This window comes from Streptomyces incarnatus (assembly GCF_001027185.1).
Classification (GTDB): Bacteria; Actinomycetota; Actinomycetes; order Streptomycetales; family Streptomycetaceae; genus Streptomyces; species Streptomyces puniciscabiei.
In genome coordinates, this window is record NZ_CP011497.1 from 2,392,776 (window position 1) to 2,417,064 (window position 24,289).

Genomic DNA, 24,289 nt, shown 5'->3' on the forward strand with positions numbered 1-24,289 from the left:
CGTCACGCCTCCGTCTTGGTGCCGGTGCCGGTGCGCTGCTTGCCGTCCGCTGCGTCCTGGCCCTTCCCGATCTGCGCCTGGATCGCCCAGAACCGCTGACGCTGCTCCTCTTCGAGGTTGTCGAAGCCGACGTGCGCGCCTTGCACCGCGATTCCGATCGCCTCGATCTGCAGATGCAGGTTCCTGGACAGCTTGGTCAGCTCGTCGTGGACCCGCGTGTACTGGTGGTACAGACCGTGCGCCTCAGGGAAGATGTCCGCCGCACCCGAGGTCAGAGACGTCGGTCTGATCTTTTGAGCCTCGACCTTCGCCGGGTTGCCGGCGGACCCCTCAAGTGTCTTCAGGACGTTGTCCACCCGCTTCACGAACGCATCCAGCGCCTCACCGCTGGCTTCCAGGTTCGCCGCCCTGGTCGCCGACACGCCCCCCACCATGTCTGCCGGAAGCACGACGCTCCTCCCCGTTTCCCCGTACATCCATCGGTCCCGACAGGATCCGGACCGACCAACCGCTCGCCGTACGATCGCAAAGCGAGCCGCGCCTCACAACGCGTTTACCACTGTAGTCATCCCGTACAACGGGTCCAACCGGCCTGTGTGTTAACTCAGTTACGATGCCGGACCCGAAGCCGCGCTTTGCCCGTTTTGCCGGTTCGAGGTGAGGGGTCCGCCGACTGCCGGCCGGCGACGCCAGAGGGATACCGCCCCATCATGGCCGGGGCCGGTCCACCGACACCGCATCGTTTGCGATCTTCATCGAACTTCTACACAAGTATCAAACGGAAGACTCCGTTCCTGGCATCAGTCGCGTCCGCAATAGGGTGGGGCCATGTCGCAATGGGCTGGGATTCTGGTGCTGGTGCTGCTGTTCGCCGTCATCGTGGGCATGTTCACCCTCGTGTTCACGGTTTCCGCGCGCGGACGCAGGAAGGACGCGCACGTCAGGGAGGACCACGCGCAGCTCGCCCGGATCGCTGCGGAGCGCGGTTGGACGTACGAGACACGCACGCAGGGGCGTATCGACCAGTACTGCGGACTGCGTCCCTTCCCTGCCCGTGGGAGCAATCTGCGCGCCTGGCACTACACCGCAGGGGAGTTCCGTGGTCGCCGGTTCACGTACTTCGAGTACCGGTACATGAACGTGACGTCGGGCGCCGACACCGGAGAACGCAAGCAGCCCACCATCGAGTCCGTCTTCGTCGTCACGACGCCCGGTCCGGGGCCGTTCCTGCAGATACTGCGCCCGAGCGTTCTGGACACCCTGTTCGACCGCCGGCCCAAGATGAAGCTCGGGGTACCGGAGTTCGATCAGAACTTCCGGATCATCACGGAGGACGAGGAATTCGTCCGCAGCGCCTTGTGCGACACGGTGGTGCCGTACCTGCTGATGAGCACCAAGAGCAAGAAGTCCCCGCTTCAACTGCGCAACAGCGAACTGTTCACGTGGTACAGGGGCACCCTGTCTCCGCGGACCGTCGACGAGAAGCTGAACCACCTGTGCGACGTCCTGGACCGGATTCCGGAACACGCGTGGAGGACTGCCGTCTGAGCAATCGGAGCGCCCCCTTGCCCCGAGGTCATAGAACCTTTGGGGCAAGAGGCACTCTCTCGTTCAGGCATGGTCTTCCTCGGCCGGCCGTACCGTCCGCAGGAAAGTCTTGAAGTCATCGAGCACCGCGTGGAGCTGGGTCGGCTTCGCGGTCAGCACGAATTCGAGGACGGCACGCTGCGCCGGATTCCTTACGTCCTCCATGCCGAGGTACACCTGGGTCTGGAGCAGTTCCAGCGGCTCTCCCCGCAGGGTGGTGTGAAGGCGGAGGTTCTGGACCACACCAGGGGAGTCCGTGAGCCCCGGGATGTCCGGTGTGCCGATTTCCGCCTTCTTGACGACCTCCACGGTGCCGGCCTGCTCCAGCCGCGGTACCGACTCTTCGGCGATCTGCCACATCGTGGCGTTGTCGTTGCGCATTTGCCCGGCGATGGTGATGTTCGCCGTGAACCCGTCGATGGAGGCGGGGTGGAGTGCGACGAAGGCGACGCCGGGTGCTCCCACCTCGTCCGGCGGCGCCGCCTGCCAGCCGTCCGGCAGCGAGAAGGAGATCTTGACCGGCAGCGTGGTCGTCATGGTGAATCCACTTCCTTGATGAGCTTCGGTTGAGCCTAGAGCCAGCTGCCGACGGTGTCGTCCCAGGTGTCGCCCACCCAGTCGGCCGCGTCACCGACCGAATCGACCATCTTGTGTGGATCGACGGTGACGTCGAAAGAGAGCTTGCCGCCCACACCGAGACCGACTCCGAGCTCGCCGCCAATGGTGAACTTGCCGTCCTTCATGCCCAGGTCGGCATTGGCGGAGGCACCCACCCCCGCCCAGGCCTCCCCGCTCGCACCGGCACCGACACCGCCGACATCGGCGGAGAGCGACCCTGTGGCCTTGGCTCCGGCGAACGCCTCCGCCCCGGCGTGCAGGCCGTCCTTGCCGACCCCGACGGTCGCCGAGGCATCGGCTCCCGCGTACGCCTTCGCCTCGCCCTGGACCGCGGCCATTCCGTACTCCGCACTGCCGCTCGCGGACGCCTGGGCCAGATAGGCACTGCCCGAAACGCCCGCCTGCAGCCGACCGTTGGTGACGCTCGCGCCTGCGCTCCCGTCCACCCCGAGAGCGGCGAAGCCCATCGAACCCTTCACCTTGCCGTCACCCAGGAAGGAGGTGTCCCAATCGCCCCCTGTGGACCAGGCCTTGGCCCCGTCCGACCACTCGGCAAGTTTGATGTTCGTGTTGGTCTTCTTGCCGGGCGTGGCCCCTTCTTCCCCGTCCTCCCCTGCGTCCGCAGGCTTGTCCCGGACAAACCAGTTGCCGTTCTCGTCCTTGCCCCAGACTTTCTCGGTGCGGTGCTCACCGTCACCCTTCGGCGCCCAGCGCTCGGTCTCCCACTTCCACCGGTTCTGACTGGTCTTGCCGACAGAATGATCCTGGAGCCACTTCCAGTCGTCGACCTGTTGCCTGGCTTCCTTGAGCCAGGCAGGACTGTGGGAGGAACCACCCGCCAGGTCATCCAGCTTCTTCGTCAGCGCCTCAGCCTCAGGCTTGAGCTGCTTCTGCGCCGCTTTCAGCGTCGTCTCCGCCGCGTCGTGGTCCCCGGAACTCCACTGCTTGATCGCCGTGGAGGCCTGCCCCTGAGCCCATCCCAGGGTCGAGGAGTAGGAGGAGATCTGCTTGGCCGCGCCCGACATCGCGTCGGCCGCGAGGTACCAGTTGGTCTTCTCCTTGCCCAAGGTGGGCCAGAATGCGTCGCTGGCCTGACCGGTCCAGCCCGGGATCTTGAGGTCGCGCAGGCTGTCGCCGATGTTCTCGAACTTCTTGGACCAGCCGTTGAGCGTGGTGGCGAGATCATGCAGCTTTCCGGGGTCGCCCGGAATGAGATCCTTGGGGTCGCTCGTGGACCCCAGCTCGCTTGCCATGGACGCGGATTCCCCGTCCTACCTCAAATCCGACTTGACCGATTTCACCGCGTCACGGATCGCCTCGTCCGTCTCCGCGTAGTTGTCGTTGGCCTTGTTAAGACCGCCCGCCAGCGTTGCCGCAGAATCCGCGAGAAACTGTGCCCCCAACTGCCACGTGCCGCAGAAGGCCACCAGCGCGGTGGCCGCCGAATCGTCTCCGAAAGACGACCCCTGATCGGCGGGATCCTTCAGATCCACCTTCTGGACCGGTGTAAGGCATTCCAGAATGTCCGATGCGCCTTTCTTGAGGACCCCTGGCCCCACTCCAAGATCAGCCGACACGAGGCCCCGCCCCTTTTGCTTCAACTCCGCCTGTCCATCGGCGCCTTGGCGGCCGCCGCCCGTTCACGCTAGCACCAACATCATCATGCGAATGACGAGCTCACCGCCCCCACACGGCCCCTGCCACTCAGGGGCACTGGCGCCCCAGGAGCCCCAACTGGCAGGAAGCTCAGCGCAGTTAGCGCTACCGGGCCAACGCTGGATTCATCCTCTCGAGTGAAACTGCGCATTGCGTTCACCAGTCAGGTGGGTTTTGGGACAGCGAGGATTGACTGGGGAGAAGGTGAAGGAAAGATGGAGCATCGGCCGGCGACTGCAAATACCCTGACGCGGCTTCTGCGTGACCACAGGACCTCGCCAAGTATGCTCTCGGGGTCTTCTTTTCATCACCAGTCAACGCGGAGTGTCGCAATGTCCAAAGCCCGGATGACCACAGCTGTTTCGATTCTCTCGGCCGTGGCCGCCGGCACGCTTCTCACCGGCTGCTCGGGTTCGGTGAGCGTGGGGAAGTCCGAGCCGAAGGTGTCCGCCGGCAAGCTGGCGACCACGGTTTCCGAGCGGCTCGCCGCGCAGACGGGCCGGCCCAAGCCGCACATCACCTGCCCCGAGGACCTCGCCGGGAAGGTGGGCAGCAGCACCCGTTGCAAGCTGACCGCGGACGACGGCAGCACGCTGGGGGTGACGGTCACCGTCACCTCCGTTCAGGGCTCCCAGATCAACTTCGACATCAAGGCCGACGACAAGGCCTCCCCGGCCCCGAACTGACCACGGCGTTCTTCGTAGGGTTGACCCCATGGGCCTCTTCGACAAACTCACCGGCACCCAGCACCCCCCGGAGGGGGTTGCGCCCGTCCCCGGCGAGGAGCTGCGGGCGGCTCTGCTCGGGCTCAATCAGCGCGATGTTCCGTACGTCGTCCGCTACGGCGGGGGTGAGGGGTGCGACCTGCTGGCGGAGTGGAGGTTGACGGAGCCCGCCTGGCAGCAGGTCTTCGTGCAGTCCCAGATCAGTCACGCCGTACGGATCCGGATGCGGCTGGACCGCAAGGAGCACGAGGTGCGCGCTCTCGAGGAGCAGTGGGAGGTCAAGCGGGTCGGGACGCCGACGAGGCTCGAGATCTCGTCGGAATACACGCGCGGGCCGAGCCGGACCGTCAGTCGTGAGTGGACCATCGGACGGGGCGAGAGCGGTCGGCTCGAGGCGACCGAGACCTTCCGCTTCGACAGTGCCCAGCTGCGCGAGCCGCTGCGCGACACCGTGCTGAAGTCCGGCTGGACCTGGCGCGGAGTGGTCTTCGGCAAGCTGTGAGGTCAGCCGCCCGTCCACCGCTCCCCCGGGTCAGCACGCGCCCTTCCGCGTCGTCACAGCGATCCGGTATCCACGGTACGTCAGTGAGCTCTCCCTGCCGGCGAGCCCCGGCGGGGAGTAGTCGTCCTTCTCGGAGCGGCTGCGCTCGATGTGGGTGCAGAACGACGTGTCCGTGCCGTCCGCCGTGACGGTGAGGTGCGTGTCGTCGGCCGTGTCGGCGTCGGACGGGGTGACGGTCACGCCGGTCTGCGGGGCGTCGCCGCCGTCCTCGACCACCTTGTCCTCGAGCAGCGAGGCGTAGTCGGAGAAGTACGGCGACGTGCCGGAGCCGTCGACCGTGAACCGGTAGCCGTCCAGGTCGTCCGTCGCCTGATGCACCGCGCTGGTCAGCTCGCCGTCGTCCCACGACATGCGGTCCGAGACGCCGAAGCCCTGGACGGCCGTGGAGATGCCATAGCCGGCGAGGCTCACGAAGAGGATCCGCGCGAGGACGAAGGCGCCGTCGGGCAGCTCCGGTGCCGATGGACTGATGCGCGCGCCAGGCCCGCACCCGGTCCGCCTTCACGCAGGCCATGGCCAGCAGCACAGCGGACTGGAACAGGCCCAGCACGTTCAGCTCGTCCAGGGCGTTCAGCGCCCGGCCCCCAGCCGGGCGCGCCTGCGCCGCGCGTCCCGTACCGCCACGGCCGTACCGCTCAGGCCCGCCACCAGGACCAGGCCGCCGACGACCACGTAGGTCGCCATGCGGCTGTCCCGTTCCTCCGCGGTCTCGCCGAAGTGCAGCGGCGTGACCGAGGGGGCTTCCGCCTTGGAGACGCCGCCCTCGGGCTGCGGTGACTGCACGGGGTGTTCCGGATCCACGTCCGACAGCGCCTTCACCGGGTCCACCACGCCCCAGCCCACCAGACGGTCGTGCCCCGGGATCGAGCGCTCCGCGGTCTGCTCGATCTGGGCGACGACCTCCTGGGCCGTCCACTTGGGGTACTTGGCCTTCAACAGGGCTGCCACGCCCGCCACATAGGGGGCGGAGAAGCTCGTGCCGTTGTCCGAGCAGTGGCCACCGCCGGGAACTGTGGAGATCATGTCGACACCGGGTGCGGCGACGCCCACGGTGTCCTGCGACTGTGAAAACGGCGCCCGTTCGTTGTTGCGGTCGGACGCGGCCACGGCCAGGACGCCCGGGTACGACGCCGGGTAGGTCAACTTCACGTTGCCGCCCAAGCCGTCGTTGCCGGCCGAGGCCACGACCACGACCTGGTTGCGCAGGGCGTAGTCGACGGCCGCCTGCAGCTTCGGGCCGCCCGTGACGGCGTTGGCCGTGTCCTGGGAGATGTTGATGACGTCCGCGCCCTTGGCGACCGCATCGCGAATCCCCTGGGCCAGCGTGTCCGCCGTGCCGTCGCCGTCGGCGTCGTTCTGCTTGATCGGGATGATCGTCGCCTCCGGAGCGAGGCCGACGAAGCCGGTTCCCTTCATCGGGCGGGCCGCGATGATGCCCGCCACGCGCGTGCCGTGCCCGACCGTGTCCGTGGTGCCCGAGTTGTTGCCGCGGTCTATCTTCTCGCCCTTGGCGTTCTTCGCGTGCAGCAGGTTCTCGCCCTTCGACGCGTCCACGGCCTTGGTGAGCTGGGGGTTCTTGACGTCGACCCCGGTGTCGATCACGGCCACCTGAACGCCGTTGCCCTTCGACAGCGCCCACAACTCGTCCAGGTTGACGCGCTGCAGCGCCCACGGGCGGCCCGTGTACGGCTTGGACGGGAACGTGCACTGGCCGTCGTCCGCCAGTGCCGGGCCGGCGGGGAGGGCGATCACCGTCGTGGTCGCGGTGAGGACCGTCGCGGCGGCCAGGGCCGCCGCTCGTGCCGCGCTCCCCGGCGTCCTTGCCTTCACCATCAGCATGCTTCCGTTCTCCTCCGCCCCGCCGCTTACGAGCCCTGCGGCTGCCGGGCCGCCGCCTCCGACAGGCGCGGGCCCGTCGGCAGGAACGTCGACCACTCCATCGGGACCGGGGTGGGAGTCACCTTCTCGTAGCCGAGATGGGTCTGGGCGATCCTCGCCTCCTGCAACTCCTCCTTGTGCTTCTGGGCAGAGGTGCCGATGCCCTCGTTGTTGTTGTCGCTGTCGCTGTTGGACTGGAGGGCGTAGCGCAGGCCGGTGTCCGTCACCAGGAAGACACCGCCGACCGAGGTCTCCGTGCCCTGGAACTGGCGGTAGAGCTGGCCGGAGCCCGGGGTGACGTAGCCGCTGGAGGAGCCGGTGGGCAGCTGGGCCGGGAAGTCCGTGCCCACCCACGCCGACAGGGTGGTGCTGCCCTTGGCGCCGACCGAACGCAGCACGTTGCAGACCGTGTTGCGGCCGCTGGTGGCGCTGGAGCCGTCGTTCACCGTCCTCGGCTTGTACGCCGGCCAGTTCTTGTCGCCCTCGAACGTGGTGCTGTCGGCGACCGCGCCCGGGCTCACCTGCTGGGCCTCACCGGCCTGGCCGACGTTCACGAGCTTTCCGCTGTTGAGCAGGAGCGTGGCGGTGAACTCGGAGATGCGGGCCACCTTGCCCTGCAGCACGACGTAGTACTGGAGCGTCTGGCCGTCGTACGCCTTGATGACCTCGCCGACCTTGTCGTACTGCGCCGGCAGCCCAGCTCCGGCCTTCGCTCCGGGTGTGCCGGGGACGGTGGGGATCGAGACGGCGTCGCCCTTGTGCAGGGTGGCGAGCCATTCCTGGGACACCCGCTGCGGGGCGCGGCCCTGGGTGTCGAGGGCCTTGAGCAGTTCCTTGTCGTTCGGGTTGGCGACCTGGTACGCCGTGCCCTGTGCGTCGACGACGTACTGGGTCTTGCCGTCCGGGCCGACGACGTACATCAGGTCCCCGTGGGTGAGCCGGTCGGGTCCCTCCGTCTTGGACCATTCCTTCTTCGCGAGCACGAAGGCCGCCTTCTGGATGGCCCGGCCGCCGGCGCCGGGACGCTCGCAGACCGCCCAGCGCTTGGCGGCCGAGGCCTCGTCCGAGGAGGGCAGCCGGTCGGGGGCGTAGGGGATGCCGATGGTGACGCCGTGCGGGGGCTTGCCGCTGTCCAGGACCTTCTCGTCGACGGTGATGACGCTGTCGTTCTCGGGGCTCAGCAGCAGCTTGGCGGAGGCCATGTTGAGGACCGGGTGCAGCTGGACCTGGGTACCCGTCTTCAGGACGACGTACCGCGTGGTCGACTCGCTGGCGACGATGACGTGTTTCTCCGGGTCGTCCCACCCCTTGGGCGCCGTCGGACTGAACATCCCGATCGCGCCGAACACCGCGAGCACCACGGCGCCGACGACGAGGCCGGGCACCAGCGCGCCCAGCGGCTTGGGGGCGCCCTCCTCCGAACCGGAGGGCGAAGGCTGAAGGAATGCTGCGAGCGTGCGGCGCTTCGCGAAGGTGTAGGCGCTGAGTTCGTCCCGCCGTGATGCCATCTCTGTCCGCTCTCTCCCCGTTGCGGAGCCGTGGGGGACCTGTGAAGATCCGTCCCCCGCCCTCGGTTGCCTCTGGTGACTCGACTGTCAGACCCGCCCCCTACTATGCCTGTTGCGTGGAGGTGCTTGTGGCACGGGTAGGGTGCTCACGGCTTGAAGGGACCGGAGCTCAAAGGGTTTCCGGGTGAGTTCGGGGGTTTTGGAGTGATGGCTTCCGCAACGCGGACCCGGTCGCGATCGCAATCGGGATCACGTCCTCGTCGCGCGCGCCGGTCGGCTGACCACGGCTCGTCTTCCTCTCGGCCCACCACCCAGCAGGCACCGGCGGCGTATCAGGGCGCGTTCGCGCCGCATCTGGAGTCCCGCTCGGGCCGTGGCGGTTCGTTCGGGCTGCAGCGGCTGGTGCTGCTGGAGATCGCGGCCGCCCTCGCGCTGTGCGGCTGGCTCGTGGGCACGATCGCCCTGATCGCCGTCGCCCCGGTCGCCGTGCTGTTCGTGGTGCTCGCGGTCGTACGACGCCGTGGGCGCTCCCTGCCGGAATGGCTCAGCACCCTGCTGGCGCTGCGGGCCCGCAACCGGCGCGCGGCGAGCACACCGCTGCCGCCGGGAACCGACGCCGGGCTCGCACCGGCCGTGGAGTGCGACCCGACCCTGCGCACCTACAGCTACAGCCGCGGCGACGACCGCGACCAGCGGCCGATCGGCATGGTCGGTGACGGCGGCTTCCTGACCGCGGTGCTGCAGGTGGAGTCGGACGCCGACGCGTTGCGCGCGGAGCGCGGCCGCAGACCGCTGCCGGTGGGTCTGGTGCGGGACACCCTCGAAGTCGACGGGATCCTGCTGGAGTCGGCGCAGATCGTCGTGCACACCCAGCCCGCGCCCGCGCTGCACCTGCCCCAGCAGTCGGTCGTGGTCAGCAACTACGCGCCGCTGCAGGCCCAGACCGGCTCTCCGGCGGTGCGCATCACATGGATCGCGCTGAAGCTGGATCCCGAGTTGTGCCCGGAGGCGGTGGCGGCGCGCGGCGGCGGACTGACGGGCGCGCAGAAGTGCCTGACCCGCGCGGCCGAGCATCTGTCGAGCCGGCTGACCGGCGCCGGGTTCCGGGCGAGCCTGCTCACCGAGGAGGAACTGACGGCCGCCATCGCGACGTCCGCGTGTGCCAACCCCATGGTGACGGCCCAGGCGGGGCGTGGCGAGGCGCCGCAGCGCCGCACCGAGGAGTCCAGCCGCAGCTGGCGCTGCGACAACCGCCGCCACACCACCTACTGGGTGCGCCGCTGGCCCCAACTGGGCGGATCCGGCGGCTCGCTGGCGCAGTTGGTGGCGCGGCTGACGGAGGTGCCCGCCCTGGCGACGACCTTCAGTCTGACCCTGGCCAAGGGCGCGCAGCAGGACGTGGCCATCACCGGCCATGTGCGCATCACCGGCCGCAGCAACCAGGAACTGACCGACGCACGGCGCAATCTGGAGCAGGCGGCACGGCAGTCGCGGACCGGCCTCGCCCGCCTGGACCGGGAACAACTGCCCGGCGTTCTGGCCACCCTGCCGCTTGGAGGTGCCCGCTGATGGCCCTGTCGACTTCCCCCACGCCGTCGGGCACGCCCTCACCGGCGCCGGGCCTCGGCGAACGGCTGCGCACCGGGTTCGGCCTCCTCGGCCCGCGCCATCCGCGGCACACCCTGCCGCTGGAGCAGGCCGACGCGTTGTCCTTGCCCATCGGCGACGACGGCGTGGTGGTCGGCGTCAACGCCGAGGGCCAGCCCGCCGTGCTCGGTGTGAACCGCCCCACGCCGTACGACATCGTGCTCATCGGCGGCCTGTGGACCGCGCAGGTCATGGCGCTGCGGGCGGCGGCGACGGGGGCGCGCGTGGCCGTCGAGACGGGGCGCGCGCAGGCCTGGATGCCCATGGTGCACGCCATGGGCGGCGGACAGAACGGCCTCGCGGTGTACGACGTGGGCCGAGTGCCCCCGCAGGGCGCCTCCGCCGGTACGCCCGTGCTGGTGGTGCGGGACTGCGGCATGCGGCCCCCGCGCGGACGCGTGGTGTCGGCGCCCTGGCAGTCCGTGCTGACGCTGCTGCCGTATCTGAGCCCGGTCGCGCCGCGGTTGATGCGTCAGGCGCGTCTGGTCGGCGTGCAGCGGGTGTCGCCGGACGAGGCGGTGGAGATCGGGCGGGTGATGGGACTCCCGCGCCCCGAACTCGAGACGCTGCCCACGCTTCCGGACGGTGTGACCCTCTGGTGCACCGAGCGGGACCGGCAGTACGTCGTGACCCGGGCGACCGATGCCGAGACGGGACTGCTGGGCGTGGCACGCCGGATGGACTGACTCGTCCAACTTGCCTGGTTTTTCACGAGCACTGGTGTCACGTTTTGATGTACGTCCACGTGTGCCGTGGCGGTCTCCGGCCCGGTGTGACGCGTCGGACGGGCATGAAGGGGCAGCCGGGCCTGCCAGTCGCGTCGCTTTGGTGATTAGGCTGGGACCGGGCAGTCGCGAGTTCCCACGAGCGGGTTTGTGCGCACTCCGCGACAAAGGGGTCCATTGACCCAAGGGGGAAGCCCGGCGAATCGTACGACAGGAACGGTCGCCCCCAAGCACGGCATGAGGGTGTTCGACCACACCAGGAGGAACTGTGAACAGCGATCGGGACGGGATCCGCGGGGGCTGGGACACACCCGACGACGACCAGACCGACGCGGAGTCCGCCATCGAGATGACGGGCGAGTTCACGATCGACTACGCGCCGCCCGCCTGGTACACGCAGAACGCGCAGGGCTCGTCCGCCGCGCCTTCGCCGGCTCCGGCGCCCCCGCCACCCCCGCCGGCGCACAGCGCGCCCTACGCCCCGCCCGCGCCGGAACAGGGCGCCCCCTACGCCGCGCCCATGCCGCCCGCGCCGCCTGCGCCGCCCGTCGGGAATCCCGTTCCGATGCCGCGCTTGCCGGAGGGCTTCGAGGCGCAGCAGCCGCAGACCGCCCAGCAGGTTCAGCCGGTTCAGCAGGCTCAGCCGGTTCAGCAGGCTCAGCCGGAGGCACCGGCGTCCGTGGTCGAGCCGGAGACGAGCAACGGCGACCTGGAGAGCGGGGCCACCATGCGGTTCTCCGCCGTGGCCCTGAAGCGCGAGATGGCGGAGATCGCCGAGCGCGCGGCCGCGCTGCAGAGCGGCGACGATGACGAGGACTCCGCGGAGGGTCAGGCGACAGGCACCGCCTCCGCCGAGGGCGACGCGTCCACTGCGGAGGGATCCGCCGAGGACGCCGAGGAGCGGGCGGACGCGAAGCCCGCGGACGTGGTCCCCGCGGAGGCCGGCTCCGGGCACGACGCCGGTCCCGGGGCGGACGCGGCTGTCTCCGGGGCCGACTCGGACGAGGGCGAGGGCGAGCACGAGGGCGAAGGCGAGAGCAAGGCTCAGGTCGAGGCCGGGGACGCGGTCGAGGGCGGCGTCGGCGCCGAGGCCGGGGACGCCGACGGTACCCGGGAAGGGGCTGTGGACAACGCCGAGGCCGACGACGCCTCGTCCGGCGACGCCCCGTCCGACGACGCTGAGGCGGATGCCTCCGGGGTCGCGGACGCCGTGGTGCAGGATGCAGTGGCCCAGGATGCCGTGGCGCAGGACGCCGTCGCCGCCGACGTCACCACCGAGGCCACCGCGCAGGACGGCGTGCCTCAGTCCGGCGTACCTGCCAACGGCCCCCAGCCGGACGACTCCGCCCAGACCAGCAGCACGCAGACCAGCAGCACGCAGACCAGCAGCGCGCAGACCGGCGCGCCCGAGGCCGCCGTGCCGCCCGCTCCGGCCCAGGACGCCCAGCCGGGCTGGACGCCGCCGCCCGCGCCGCAGAGCGGGGTGCCCCCGCTGCCGCCCTCCTACCAGCCCGCGGCGCCCTCTCCGGCGGCCCAGTGGCCCGCCCAGCAGCAGCCCCAGCAGCCCGGGCCGATGCCCGGCCAGCAGCCGCCGTTCCAGCCGCACGCCCCGCAGCCCGCGCCCGCCGCCTGGAACCAGCAGAACCAGGCGAACCAGCCCGGCGCGTCCACCGCGCCGCAGCCGGGTCAGGCCGGTCAGCCGGGTCAGCCGAACGCAGCCGGGCAACCGGTGGCGGGCCCCGGACCGCAGCCGCAGCCGCAGCCCCACCCGGCGGGTCCCAACGCGGCCGGCGGTTACGGCTTCCCGCCGCCCCCCGCACAGCCGCAGCACCCGCAGCCGCAGCCGCAGCCGCAGCCGCAGCCGCAGCCGCAGCCGCAGCCCAACGGTCCCAACGTGGCCGGTGGCTACGGCTTCCCGCAGCCGCCCGCACCCCAGCCACAGCCCAACGGCCCCAATGCGGCGGGCGGTTACGGCTTCCCCCAGCCGGGCGCTCCCACCCCCCAGCCGCAGCCGGGTGGTTACGGCTTCCCGCAGCCGCCCGCACCCCAGCCGCAGCCCAACGGCCCCAACGCAGCGGGCGGTTACGGCTTCCCCCAGCCCGGCACCCCGAACGCCCAGCCCCAGCCCGGCGGTTACGGCTTCCCCCAGCCCCCGCAGGCACCGGACGGCACGCCTTCCGCCGAGCAGGACCTCCAGGCTCCGCAGGCGCCACAGGCCCCGCAGGCCCCGCAGGCCCCGCAGGCTCCCCAAGCACCACAGGCCCCCCAGGCCCCCGTGGACCCGCGGTCCGGTGCGGCCTGGCCGCAGCCCGTTCAGCACGACCAGCGGCAGCCGACCAACCCCGGTGCCGCGCCGCTCGGTTACACGGCCGCCGTGGAGCTGTCCTCGGACCGGCTGCTGAACAACAAGAAGCAGAAGGCGAAGAGCGGACGGCCCGCGGCGGCGGGCGGCCGGTTCAAGCTCGGCGGCAAGAAGGAGGAGGCCGAGCGGCAGCGCAAGCTGGAGCTGATCCGCACCCCGGTGCTCTCCTGCTACCGCATCGCGGTCATCAGCCTCAAGGGTGGGGTCGGGAAGACCACGACCACCACCGCCCTCGGCTCCACCCTCGCCACCGAGCGGCAGGACAAGATCCTCGCCATCGACGCCAACCCGGACGCCGGTACGCTCGGGCGGCGTGTGCGCCGGGAGACGGGGGCCACCATCCGTGACCTCGTGCAGGCGATCCCGTACCTGAACTCGTACATGGACATCCGGCGGTTCACCTCGCAGGCGCCCTCCGGTCTGGAGATCATCGCCAACGACGTGGACCCTGCCGTCTCGACGACGTTCAACGACGAGGACTACCGGCGCGCGATCGACGTGCTCGGCCGCCAGTACCCGATCATCCTGACCGACTCGGGCACCGGTCTGCTCTACAGCGCCATGCGCGGGGTGCTCGACCTCGCCGACCAGCTGATCATCATCTCCACGCCGTCCGTGGACGGCGCCAGCAGCGCCAGTACGACGCTGGACTGGCTGGGCGCGCACGGGTACGCCGACCTGGTCTCCCGCTCGCTCACCGTGATCTCCGGTGTCCGCGAGACCGGCAAGATGATCAAGGTCGAGGACATCGTGGCGCACTTCGAGACGCGCACCCGCGCGGTCGTGGTCGTGCCCTTCGACGAGCACCTGTCCGCCGGTGCCGAGGTCGACCTCGACATGATGCGGCCCAAGACGCGCGAGGCGTACTTCAACCTCGCCGCGCTGATCGCCGAGGACTTCGTGCGGCACCAGCAGGCGCACGGCCTGTGGACCAGCGACGGCAACCCGCCGCCGGTGGCCGCCCCGCCGATGCCCGGCCAGCCCATGCCGGGCCAGCCGATGCCCGGCCAGCCCATGCCGGGCCAGCCGATGCCGGGCCAGCCCATGCCGGGCCAGCCCTACCCGCAGGCACCCGGCCCGGAGCTGTACACCGGGCCGCCGCAGCCCTATCCGCCCCAGCAGGGACAGCCGCCGTACCCGCAGGCACCGGGCCAGCAGCCCTACCCGCAGGCCGCGCCGGGCCAGCAGCCCTACCCGCCGCAGCAGGGCCAGGCCCAGCAGCAGGGACAGCCGCAGCAGCAGGCACAGCCGCAGCCCGGTCAGCCCTACGGCTACCCCCAGCCGCCGCAGGGACAGGGGCAGCCGCAGCCCGGCTACCCGCCGCAGCAACCGCCGCAGCAGTAGGACCCCGCGCAGGACCAAGCACAGTAGGAGTAAGGAAAGGGCGGCCGGTGCTCATCGCACCGGCCGCCCTTTCGCTCGTGGCACCGCCGAAGGCTTCAGCCCTCCGCCGCCACGATCTCCCGGCACTTCTTCACGTCCGCGGCCATCTGCTCCAGCAGGGCCTCCAGCGAGTCGAACTTCGCCTGGCCGCGCACGTAGGCGAGGAAGTCGACGGCGACGTGCAGGCCGTACAGGTCGAGGCCGACGCGGTCGATGGCGTACGCCTCCACCGTGCGCTCGGTGCCGTCGAACTGCGGGTTCGTGCCGACGGAGATCGCGGCCGGCATCGCCTCGCCCTCGACGTGCAGATAGCCGGCGTACACGCCGTCGGCGGGGATGGCGGTGTGCGGGAGGGTCTCGACGTTGGCCGTCGGGAAGCCCAGCTCACGGCCGCGCTGGGCGCCGCGGACGACCACGCCCTCCACGCGGTGCGGCCGGCCGAGGATCTCGCGGGCGCCCTCGACGTCGCCCTCGGCGACCAGGCGCCGGGTGAGGGTGGAGGAGAACGGGAGTCCGCCGCCCGCCTCGCCGGTGACGTACAGGTCGACGACCTCGACCTCGAAGTCGTAGACCTTGCCCTGCTCGGCGAGGAACTCGACGTTGCCGGCGGCCTTGTGGCCGAAGCGGAAGTTCGGGCCCTCCACGACCGCCTTCGCGTGCAGCTTGTCCACCAGGACCTTCACCACGAAGTCGGCGGGCGAGAGCTTGGAGAACTCGGTGGTGAAGGGGAGGATCAGGACCGCGTCCACGCCCAGGTCCGCCATCAGCTCGGCGCGGCGGTGGTGCGGGGCGAGCAGCGGCGGGTGGCTGCCGGGGCGGACCACCTCGCTGGGATGCGGGTCGAAGGTGACCACGACGGCCGGTACGCCCAGCTCACGGGCGCGGTCCACGGCGTGCTTGATGATCAGCTGGTGGCCGCGGTGGACGCCGTCGTAGGAACCGATGGTGACGACGCTGCGCCCCCAGTCCTGGGGGATGTCCTCCAAGCCACGCCAGCGCTGCACTGTGACCGCTCCTCGAACCCGTGTCCATAACGACGCCTAAGACTTGCGCAGGTCTAAGGGTGCCATGCCGGGTGCCCCGGACCCGCATCGGTATCGGGGCTGTGACCGGGCGCACGTTCCCTGCGACGCCCGGTGTCCGCTCACGCCGGTACGCGGACGCCGGCGAGGTTCTCGAGCGTGCGGCGGGTGCTGGGGCCGACGACGGCGGCCCATTCGTCCGGGGCGGCGGCCAGCCAGCCGGCCATCCGCGCGGCGAAACCGGGCACCTGCCGGCCCAGGTCGACCAGGCCGCGGTCGAAGCGGGTGGCGCCCTCGGGGGTGCGGACGAGGAGCAGACCGACGCGGTGGACGAGGCCGCGCACCTCCTCGTCCCGGCAGTGGTCACGACCGCCGCCGCAGCCGTCGCCGTGGTCGCGCCCGCCGCCGCAGTCGTCGTCGCCGCGGCCGTCGCCGTCGCCGGAGCCGTCGTCGCCGCGGCCGTCGTCTTCGCAACCGCCGTCGTCGCCGTGCCCGGCGGCCGCGTGCAGGACGGCGTCCAGCACGGACGGCTCTTGTTCCCGGGCGAGCAGCAGCTCCAGTAGCTCGCGGCGCAGCGGACGGCAGGCGGGGGTGCCGGCGGCGGCGAGGACCGTGGCGAGGGCGGCCCGCAACTGTTCGGGGGCGCCGTCGAGCAGGCCGGTGACCAGGGGCAGCAGGACCGGGCGGGCGGTGGGGCCCTGGGTGAGGCGGCGGTCGACGTGGGTGGCGAGGTGCCCCGCGGCCGGCGGGCGCAGCCGTACCGCCTCCTGGAGCAGGGGCGCGACGCGGGGGGCGAGGGCCGGGGTGGTGACGTCGGTGAGGGTGCGCAGCGCCTCCTGCGCGTGCGGGCCGCACAGCCGGGTGCGGAAGGCCTCCAGGACCGGTCCGGGGTGGGTGGTCAGGGCGGGGGCCAGGGCGTCCGGCGGGAACTGCGGATCGCCGTCGGCGAAGTGCCGGAGGGCCGCGGCGAGGTGCCGGTCGCGGCTGCGCGGGTCGCGGACCAGCAGGGCGAGGGCGGCGCCGTGCAGGGCGCGGTCGGCGGGGCGGGCCAGCAGGGTGAGGGCGGCGTAGCGCAGCAGTTCGCGGTCGGCCTCCGAGCGGACGTGCGGGGCCGCGCGCAGTCCGTGGGCCACGGCGGCGGCCCTGCGGGCGGGGCGCTCGTCGTGCGCCCAGCGGTCCACGGCCCGGCAGACGGCCGACGGCTCGTCCTCGGCGAGGGTCGCGAGCAGTTCGCCGGCGCGCCGGTGCGCGCTCGCCACCAGGGTCTCGGTGAGGTCGTCCAGCGCGCCGTGCCGGTGGGTGTGCAGCAGCGCCTGGGCGGCGGTCGCGACGGTGGCGTGCGGGGTCGCGGGCAGGGGTCGTTCGTCGTCGAACCAGCACGTCAGCCGCGGCTGTACGACCGCGGGCGCGGCCGCGAGCAGCCGGGCGACGGCGTCCAGGTACCGCTCACCGGCCTCCGGGGGTGCCTGGTCGGCCAGCACGAGCCGGCGCAGCAGATCGAGCCGCTCGGTGTCGGACACCGGCAGATCGGTCCAGAAGCCCGGGCCGAACTCGCCCGGCACGGGCCGCCGGGCGCGGCGCCAGGCGACGATCCGGTCGGCGAGCAGCCGCAGCACCTCCGTGTACGGCGTCGCGTCCGGGACCTGCAGCAGGGTGTGGGCGAGCAGCCGGGCGGCCCACCAGGAGCGGGGGTCGCGGTCCAGGGCGTCCGTCAGATCCCGCAGTCGTGCGGCCAGTTGGCGGTCGCCGTGCTGCCGGGCGAGGAGCAGCAGGGCCTGGACGACGGGGCCGACGCGGTGGTGCGGCACCGGCACGGCAGCGGTGTCGCGGTCGGCCCGGGGGCGGTGGACCAGGGCGCGCAGGGCCTCGTCGAGGTCGAGGTGCATGCCCTGGATCCAGTCGGCCAGTTCCTCGTGCGCGAAGCGGTAGCCCCGGCCGGCCGGGACGAGCAGGCCCTCGGTCAGTACGGCGGACGCCCAGCCGGTGCCGCCGCCGAGCCGTGCCGGGGCGGGGCCCCAGGGGAACACCGCCTCGAACGACGCCCGGTCCAGCTCGCCCTGCCCGGGCCCGAGGCTCCGCCGGGCGGCCTCGTGCACCTGCCCGGCCACGCGCGCGGCGAGCCGGCGTACGGCGGTGCCGCGCAGGCCGCTCTCGGCGGCGAGCCGGACCGCGATCCGCAGGCACATCAGGTCCAGGTGGGCGGCGAACACCTCGTGCCGGTCGACCGGGCCCGCGATCTCCGCGTCCGGGTTGGCCGCCCGGACTTCCGCCAGCAGCCGCAGGGTGAGCGGATGCCGGGCGTCCCGCTCGGCAAGCACGCCATCGGGGATCCCGAGCCGCCCCCGGGCCAGACGGGCCTCGTCCTCGGTCAGATCGGTCAGCCGGAGGCAGGGAGGGAGGGGGGCCGTAGGCCTGCTGGGGGCGGCGCACGGCTCGGCGAGGAGGGCACACGGCTCGGTGCGAGCAGTACACGGCTCGGCGGCGGCGGTGCAGGGCCCGGTGCGGGCGGCGCACGGCTCGGCGGCGGCGGTACACGGCTCGGCGCGGGCAGCGCACAGCTCGGCGGTGGCGGTACACGGCTCGGCGGGAACGGCACACGGCTCAGCGCGGGCAGCGCACGGCTCGATGGGAACGGCACACGGCCCGCTGCGATCAGCGCACGGCTCGGCGGGAACGGCACACGGCCCGGTGCGATCAGCGCACGGCTCGGCGGGAACGGCACACGGCCCGGTGCGATCAGCGCACGGCTCGGTGGGAACGGCACACGGCCCGGTGCGGGCACCGCACGGCTCGCTGCGGATTGCGGCGGTGGTCAGGGCTGCGGGAGCCGCGGCCGTGGCCGTGGCCGTGGGAGTCGGGGGCCCTGCCGGAGCGGCCGGACCGGCGGCATCGGCCGGGGTGGCGGGCGCGGCCGACGTGGGGGGTGTCGGGATGTGCAGGAGGTCGGCGGGGAATTCCGCGCCCGCTCGTTCCCAGTACTCCTCCCTGCAGGCCACCGCGAGGCGTGCCCCCGTCCCGCGCAGCCAGGCGGCGGTCTCCCTGGTCCACTCGGGAAGGCGGTGGGCGAGGACGGGGGGCATCTCCTCGGGGCCGTCCAGGACGAGCAGCAGCGGGCGGCCGGACCGGGCGGCGAGGTGGGCCAGGTGTTCGGGGGTGAGGTCGCCGAGGGATTCGGGGCGGACGGCGCGGGCGGCGGCGACGATCCTGGCGGCCCGCTCCAGGGTGCGGCGGGCCGCGTCGGCCACCGAGTCGTCGGCGTCCTCCAAGTCGGCGCCGCGCAGCCACAGCGTCGGTGCGGGCCGCTCGCCGTGGGCCCGGCGGGCGGCGAGGGCCGCGAGTGCCGTCGTACGGCCGCTGCCGGGGGCGCCGACGAGCCCGAGCACGGCCCGGTCGCCGTCCGTGAAGGCGGCCAACTCCCGTGCCACAGCGTGGCGTTCGACCGGTTCCACGGCGCCGGCGAGAAGGCCCTGCGGGCCGTCCTGGCCGACCGAGGTGGCGGTCAGCTGCAGCATCCCGGCGAGGTTGAGGTCGGCGCCGTAGGCGGGCACGGTGGTCGCGTTGCGGTCGAGCAGCTCGCCGAGGGGGCCGTCGGCGGGCCGCAGCGGCACCGCGAAGCCCGTGTCACGCTGCGCGGAGTGCAGGGCGGTGCCGAGGACGCCGATCACCGCGCCGGTCTCCGCGTCGAGCACCGGTCCCCCGGCCGCCCCGCCGCCCAGCCGCAGCGCGTCCTGGCCCGCGGTGCCGATCGCCAGCTCCAGCGTGTCCTGGAGGAGGTGGAAGCGGTCGGTGGCGGTGTACGTCACCTCGGTGGCGGCCAGGACCCGGGCCTCGCGCCAGCAGCCCGCGGGGACCCGTACATAGGTCCCGGCGTCGATCCGCTCCCGCACGGACAGCGGCAGCGGGTCGAGGCCCAGGCCCTCGGTGCGGACCAGGGCCAGGTCGCGCCCGGGCAGCGGGGTGACGGCGTCGGCGGCGACCACACAGGTGCGGTCGGTGCCGGCGACGTGCAGCACCAGCCGGGGCAGGCCGTCGACGGTCTCGTGGCTGGTGAGCAGGGTGCCCTGGTGATCGGCGAGAAAGCCGACGCCTCGGGGGCGGCCGGCGAGGTCGCGGATCTGGACGAGGACCGGGTCGGCGCGGGGGCCGTCGGGGGCGGGGTCCGAAGCGGCCGTGGTGTTCGACAGGCCCGCGGTGGGGTTCGAGAGGCAGGCGCCGGCCTGGGTGCCCATGGTGTGGCTGGTACCCGTGGTGTAGGTGGTGGCGCCTCTTCCGCTGCACGGGCCCCGTCCCGCCATGGCCGTACCTCCCCGCCCTCGCCGCGTGCCCTGTCCGACGACGGTAGGCCTGCGGTGATCGACGGGACAGATCGTGTGGCGAACGCGCCCCCTTCCGCTCCCCCGGTTCACTCCGAGCGCCTGCCCGGTCGGGTGAATAGGCGGGTGCCGCTGGATAACCCTAGGGGGTGGGGGAACCGAGGGGGGACCGTGGAGCGGCGGCAGGGGCCCACCCCGTGGCCGGCCGCCGCTCCACGGACAAGCGCCCACGGCAGGTGTCTCAGCGGATCTCTCAGCGGATCGCTCAGCAGAGCCCTCGGATCTCTCAGGCTCAGGCCTCTCAGCAGATGCCTCAGTAGATCCCTCAGCGGATGCCCGAGCAGACGACCCGGGCGCCTCAGCCGAAGACGGCCAGGCTCTTGGCCTTGCCCTTGTGCTGTTCGACGAGCGCGAGGAAGCGGCCCTCGGCGTCGAAGACGGCGACGGGACCGGCGCCCGCGTACTCGTCGGGCATCTCCAGCCGGACGCCGTTCAGCAGCAGCCGCGCACGCCGGGCGTCCACCTGCCAGCGCGGGAACGCGGCCGCGGCGGCGTCCGCGATCGGCATCACGGTCAGCTCCTGCTGGAGCTGGTCCAGGGTCCGCGCCGTATCGATCTTGTACGGCCCGACGCGGGTCCGGCGCAGTGCGGTGAGGTGGCCGCCGACGCCGAGGCCGGCGCCCAGGTCGCGGGCGAGGGCGCGGATGTAGGTGCCGGAGGAGCAGACGACCGAGACGATCAGGTCGAGGACCTGGGTGCCGTCGTCGGCCACGGCGTCCCGGACGTCGTACACCGTGAAGGAGGAGACGCTCACCGGCCGGGCGGGGATGTCGAAGTCCTCGCCCTCGCGGGCCCGCTTGTACGACCGTACGCCGTCGATCTTGATGGCGCTGACCTTGGAGGGCACCTGCATGATGTCGCCGGTCAGCTTGGCGATGCCGGCGTCGATGGCGTCCCGGGTCACCTTGGAGGCGTCGGTGGACGAGGTGACCTCGCCCTCGGCGTCGTCGGTGACCGTGTTCTGGCCCAGGCGGATGGTGCCCAGGTACTCCTTCTCGGTGAGGGCGAGGTGCCCGAGGAGCTTGGTGGCGCGCTCGACACCGAGGACCAGGACGCCGGTCGCCATCGGGTCGAGGGTGCCCGCGTGGCCGACCCGGCGGGTCCTGGCGATGCCGCGCATCTTGGCGACCACGTCGTGCGAAGTGAAGCCCGACGGCTTGTCGACGATGACGAGGCCGTCGGGCGTGGTGTGCTTCTGGGTCATTCCGCGGCGTCGCCGTCCGTGTCGGTCGTGTCGTCCTCGGCCGGTTTGCGGTACGGGTCCGCGCCGCCCGCGTAAGCGGCGCCCGCGGAGGCCTCGCGGACCTTCGCGTCGGACTGCCGCGCCTTGTCGAGGAGGTCCTCGATGGTCCGGGCGGTGTCCGGGAGGGCGTCCGCGACGAAGGTCAGGGTCGGCGTGAACTTCACACCGGCGGCGCGGCCGACCTCGGAGCGCAGGATGCCCTTGGCGCTCTCCAGGCCCGCGGCCGCTGCCTTCCGCTCCTCGTCGTCGCCGTAGACCGTGTAGAAGACGGTCGCCTCCCGCAGGTCGCCCGTGACCCGGGTGTCCGTGATGGTGACGTGCGAGCCGAGCCGCGGGTCCTTGATCCCGCGCTGCAGCTTCTGGGCCACCACCTCCCGGATGAGGTCCGCCAGCCTTTTCGCCCGCGCGTTGTCGGCCACTGGTCCGTCTCCCGTTCTTTCTTCTTGTTGCGTTGCTGTGGTCTGGTCGCGTGGTCGCGTCAGTCGTCTTCGCCGTGGAAGCGGCGGCGGACCGACAGCAGCTCCACTTCGGGGCGGCCGGCGACCAGCCGTTCGCACCGGTCCAGTACGTCGGTGAGGTGCGCCGCGTCGCCGGAGACCATGGCGAGGCCGATGATCGCTCGCCGATGGAGGTCCATGTGGTCCACCTCTGCCGCGCTCACCGCGTACTTCCGCTGGAGTTCGGCGACGATCGGGCGGACGACGGAGCGCTTCTCCTTCAGCGAGTGGACGTCGCCGAGGAGGAGGTCGAAGGACAGAGTCCCCACGTACATGTATGCAGCCGGTTCACCCGCCGGTACGGGATCGATGGCCCCGGGCCCGTGTGGGCCGGGGACACCAAAAGGTTACGCGAACCTGCGCGGTCGCTCGACGGGGTTTCCGTGGCCCCCGCAGCAGCGCCCGCAACGGCAAGCTGGCCGGCAGGACCGCAGTCCCGCCGGCCAGCAGCGAACCGTCGGCGCTTACGCCCGCGGCTTCTCCCGCATCTCGTACGTCGCGATGACGTCGTCGACCTTGATGTCGTTGAAGTTGCCGAGGTTGATACCGCCCTCGTAGCCTTCGCGGATCTCGGTGACGTCGTCCTTGAAGCGGCGCAGGCCCTCGATGGTGAGGTTCTCCGCGACCACCTTGCCGTCGCGGATGAGGCGGGCCTTGGTGTTGCGGCGCACCTCGCCGGACCGGATGAGGACACCGGCGATGTTGCCCAGCTTGGACGACTTGAAGACCTCGCGGATCTCCGCCGTACCGAGCTCGACCTCCTCGAACTCCGGCTTGAGCATGCCCTTGAGGGCCGCCTCGATCTCCTCGATCGCCTGGTAGATGACCGAGTAGTACCGGACGTCCACGCCCTCGCGCTCGGCCATCTGCGCCGCGCGGCCGGCCGCACGGACGTTGAAGCCGATCACGATGGCGTCGGAGCCCATCGCCAGGTCGATGTCGGACTCCGTGACCGCACCGACGCCGCGGTGCAGGACGCGGATGTCGACCTCTTCGCCGACGTCCAGCTGGAGCAGGGAGGACTCCAGGGCCTCGACGGAACCAGAAGCGTCACCCTTGATGATCAGGTTCAGCTGCTGGACCTCGCCGGCCTTGAGCACCTTGTCCAGGTCCTCCAGGGACACGCGGCGCGTGCGCTTGGCGAAGGCCGCGTTGCGCTCGCGGGCGGCGCGCTTCTCGGCGATCTGACGGGCCGTACGGTCCTCGTCGACCACCAGGAAGTTGTCGCCCGCACCCGGGACGTTGGTCAGGCCCAGGACCTGGACCGGCGTCGACGGGCCGGCCTCGGCGACGTTGTTGCCGTTGTCGTCGAGCATGGCGCGCACGCGACCGTAGGCGTCGCCCACGACCATCGTGTCGCCGACCCGCAGCGTGCCTCGCTGGACGAGGACCGTCGCCACGGCACCACGGCCGCGGTCGAGGCGGGACTCGATCGAGATGCCCTGCGCGTCCTGGTTCGGGTTGGCCCGCAGGTCGAGCGAGGCGTCGGCCGTGAGGATCACGGCCTCCAGCAGCGAGTCGATGTGCAGACCCTGCTTGGCGGAGATGTCGACGAACATGGTGTCGCCGCCGTACTCCTCGGCCACCAGGCCGTACTCGGTCAGCTGACCGCGCACCTTGGTCGGGTCGGCACCCTCGACGTCGATCTTGTTGACCGCGACGACGATCGGCACGTCGGCCGCCTTGGCGTGGTTGAGCGCCTCGACGGTCTGCGGCATGACGCCGTCGTTGGCCGCGACGACCAGGATCGCGATGTCGGTCGACTTCGCACCACGGGCACGCATGGCGGTGAACGCCTCGTGACCCGGGGTGTCGATGAAGGTGATCTTGCGCTCTTCGTCGTTGACCTCGGTCGCGACCTGGTAGGCACCGATGTGCTGGGTGATGCCGCCGGCCTCGCCCGCGATGACGTTCGTCTTGCGGATGGCGTCGAGCAGGCGGGTCTTGCCGTGGTCGACGTGACCCATGACGGTGACGACCGGCGGGCGGACCACCAGGTCCTCCTCGTCGCCCTCGTCCTCGCCGAACTCGATGTCGAAGGACTCGAGCAGCTCGCGGTCCTCCTCCTCCGGGCTGACGATCTGAACCGCGTAGTTCATCTCGTCGGCGAGGAGCTGCAGGGTCTCGTCGGAGACGGACTGCGTCGCGGTGACCATCTCGCCGAGGTTCATCATGACCGCGACGAGCGACGCCGGGTTGGCGTTGATCTTCTCCGCGAAGTCGGTGAGCGACGCGCCGCGGGAGAGACGGATGGTCTCGCCGTTGCCGCGCGGCAGCATCACGCCGCCGACGCTCGGGGCCTGCATGGCCTCGTACTCCTGGCGCCTCTGCCGCTTCGACTTGCGGCCACGACGCGCCGGACCGCCGGGACGGCCGAAGGCGCCCTGCGTGCCACCGCGGCCACCGGGACCGCCGGGACGGCCGCCGAAGCCGGGACGGCCACCGCCGCCACCACCGGGACCGCCGCCGAAGCCGCCACCGCCGCCGGGACGGCCGGCGAAGC

Annotated in this window: 19 protein-coding genes; 6 read left to right on the forward strand and 13 right to left on the reverse strand. The window is 71.7% G+C overall.

What is annotated here, in order from left to right:
• Nucleotides 1-2: 2 nt before the first annotated feature.
• Nucleotides 3-476: a hypothetical protein gene (locus ABB07_RS10480; protein WP_244189313.1), complete on the reverse strand. Its 474-nt coding sequence runs from the start codon at nucleotides 474-476 to the stop codon at nucleotides 3-5.
• A gap of 352 nt (nucleotides 477-828) precedes the next feature.
• Between ABB07_RS10480 and ABB07_RS10485 the strand changes: the two genes are divergently transcribed.
• Nucleotides 829-1,548 carry a hypothetical protein gene (locus ABB07_RS10485; RefSeq protein ID WP_208898470.1) on the forward strand — a complete coding sequence of 240 codons (720 nt, stop codon included), beginning with the start codon at nucleotides 829-831 and terminating at the stop codon, nucleotides 1,546-1,548.
• 63 nt (nucleotides 1,549-1,611) lie between these two features.
• Here the strand turns inward: ABB07_RS10485 and ABB07_RS10490 are convergent, their stop codons facing one another.
• The 3 genes from ABB07_RS10490 to ABB07_RS10500 are packed head-to-tail and all read right to left on the reverse strand — an operon-like array spanning nucleotide 1,612 to nucleotide 3,782.
• Nucleotides 1,612-2,124, reverse strand: coding sequence for a hypothetical protein (locus ABB07_RS10490; protein WP_208898471.1), 513 nt, complete (start codon nucleotides 2,122-2,124; stop codon nucleotides 1,612-1,614).
• Between the two features lie 35 nt (nucleotides 2,125-2,159).
• Nucleotides 2,160-3,458, reverse strand: a complete 1,299-nt coding sequence (locus tag ABB07_RS10495; RefSeq protein ID WP_208898472.1) for a putative T7SS-secreted protein — start codon at nucleotides 3,456-3,458, stop codon at nucleotides 2,160-2,162.
• Nucleotides 3,459-3,476: 18 nt separating this feature from the next.
• Nucleotides 3,477-3,782 (reverse strand): hypothetical protein, encoded by a 306-nt coding sequence (locus ABB07_RS10500; protein WP_208898473.1) that lies wholly within the window; start codon nucleotides 3,780-3,782, stop codon nucleotides 3,477-3,479.
• 426 nt (nucleotides 3,783-4,208) lie between these two features.
• Between ABB07_RS10500 and ABB07_RS10505 the strand changes: the two genes are divergently transcribed.
• Together ABB07_RS10505 and ABB07_RS10510 are read left to right on the forward strand one after the other, a co-directional pair.
• Nucleotides 4,209-4,547 (forward strand): DUF4333 domain-containing protein, encoded by a 339-nt coding sequence (locus ABB07_RS10505; RefSeq protein ID WP_244189314.1) that lies wholly within the window; start codon nucleotides 4,209-4,211, stop codon nucleotides 4,545-4,547.
• A gap of 28 nt (nucleotides 4,548-4,575) precedes the next feature.
• The gene (locus ABB07_RS10510) at nucleotides 4,576-5,088 is read left to right on the forward strand and encodes a hypothetical protein (RefSeq protein WP_208898475.1); all 513 of its coding nucleotides are present in this window, start codon (nucleotides 4,576-4,578) and stop codon (nucleotides 5,086-5,088) included.
• 30 nt (nucleotides 5,089-5,118) lie between these two features.
• On the opposite strand, the gene ABB07_RS10515 is transcribed toward ABB07_RS10510, so the two are convergent.
• The 3 genes from ABB07_RS10515 to eccB all read right to left on the reverse strand — a co-directional run bounded on the left by ABB07_RS10515 (nucleotide 5,119) and on the right by eccB (nucleotide 8,534).
• Nucleotides 5,119-5,559, reverse strand: coding sequence for a hypothetical protein (locus tag ABB07_RS10515; protein WP_208898476.1), 441 nt, complete (start codon nucleotides 5,557-5,559; stop codon nucleotides 5,119-5,121).
• A 159-nt stretch (nucleotides 5,560-5,718) separates the two neighbouring features.
• On the reverse strand, nucleotides 5,719-6,987 hold the full coding sequence (gene mycP, locus ABB07_RS10520; RefSeq protein ID WP_208898477.1) for a type VII secretion-associated serine protease mycosin: 1,269 nt from the start codon (nucleotides 6,985-6,987) through the stop codon (nucleotides 5,719-5,721).
• Nucleotides 6,988-7,013: 26 nt separating this feature from the next.
• Nucleotides 7,014-8,534, reverse strand: a complete 1,521-nt coding sequence (eccB, locus tag ABB07_RS10525; RefSeq protein ID WP_208898478.1) for a type VII secretion protein EccB — start codon at nucleotides 8,532-8,534, stop codon at nucleotides 7,014-7,016.
• Between the two features lie 207 nt (nucleotides 8,535-8,741).
• Here eccB and eccE point away from each other — a divergent pair, with 207 nt between their 5' ends.
• The 3 genes from eccE to ABB07_RS10540 all read left to right on the forward strand — a co-directional run bounded on the left by eccE (nucleotide 8,742) and on the right by ABB07_RS10540 (nucleotide 14,612).
• A complete protein-coding gene (eccE, locus tag ABB07_RS10530) occupies nucleotides 8,742-10,103 on the forward strand; it encodes a type VII secretion protein EccE (RefSeq protein ID WP_208898479.1) in 1,362 nt (453 codons plus the stop codon).
• On the forward strand, nucleotides 10,103-10,867 hold the full coding sequence (locus ABB07_RS10535) for a hypothetical protein (protein WP_208898480.1): 765 nt from the start codon (nucleotides 10,103-10,105) through the stop codon (nucleotides 10,865-10,867). The genes eccE and ABB07_RS10535 overlap by 1 nt, the downstream gene beginning before the upstream one ends.
• Before the next feature lie 307 nt (nucleotides 10,868-11,174).
• The gene (locus tag ABB07_RS10540) at nucleotides 11,175-14,612 is read left to right on the forward strand and encodes an SCO5717 family growth-regulating ATPase (protein ID WP_208898481.1); all 3,438 of its coding nucleotides are present in this window, start codon (nucleotides 11,175-11,177) and stop codon (nucleotides 14,610-14,612) included.
• 95 nt (nucleotides 14,613-14,707) lie between these two features.
• Here the strand turns inward: ABB07_RS10540 and ABB07_RS10545 are convergent, their stop codons facing one another.
• From ABB07_RS10545 to infB, 6 genes are all read right to left on the reverse strand, one after another.
• Nucleotides 14,708-15,655 (reverse strand): bifunctional riboflavin kinase/FAD synthetase, encoded by a 948-nt coding sequence (locus ABB07_RS10545; protein ID WP_208898482.1) that lies wholly within the window; start codon nucleotides 15,653-15,655, stop codon nucleotides 14,708-14,710.
• 140 nt (nucleotides 15,656-15,795) lie between these two features.
• Entirely contained in the window at nucleotides 15,796-19,968 is a 4,173-nt protein-coding gene (locus ABB07_RS40725; RefSeq protein WP_244189315.1) for a trypsin-like peptidase domain-containing protein, read from the reverse strand.
• A gap of 376 nt (nucleotides 19,969-20,344) precedes the next feature.
• Complete coding sequence (truB, locus tag ABB07_RS10560) at nucleotides 20,345-21,250, reverse strand: tRNA pseudouridine(55) synthase TruB (RefSeq protein ID WP_208898483.1); 906 nt, start codon at nucleotides 21,248-21,250, stop codon at nucleotides 20,345-20,347.
• The gene (rbfA, locus tag ABB07_RS10565; protein WP_208898484.1) at nucleotides 21,247-21,708 is read right to left on the reverse strand and encodes a 30S ribosome-binding factor RbfA; all 462 of its coding nucleotides are present in this window, start codon (nucleotides 21,706-21,708) and stop codon (nucleotides 21,247-21,249) included. Before rbfA ends, truB begins: the two co-directional genes overlap by 4 nt.
• A gap of 59 nt (nucleotides 21,709-21,767) precedes the next feature.
• The gene (locus tag ABB07_RS10570; RefSeq protein WP_208898485.1) at nucleotides 21,768-22,061 is read right to left on the reverse strand and encodes a DUF503 domain-containing protein; all 294 of its coding nucleotides are present in this window, start codon (nucleotides 22,059-22,061) and stop codon (nucleotides 21,768-21,770) included.
• A 189-nt stretch (nucleotides 22,062-22,250) separates the two neighbouring features.
• Nucleotides 22,251-24,289 (reverse strand): translation initiation factor IF-2 (gene infB, locus ABB07_RS10575; protein ID WP_244189316.1); only part of this gene is annotated, 2,039 nt, incomplete at its 5' end.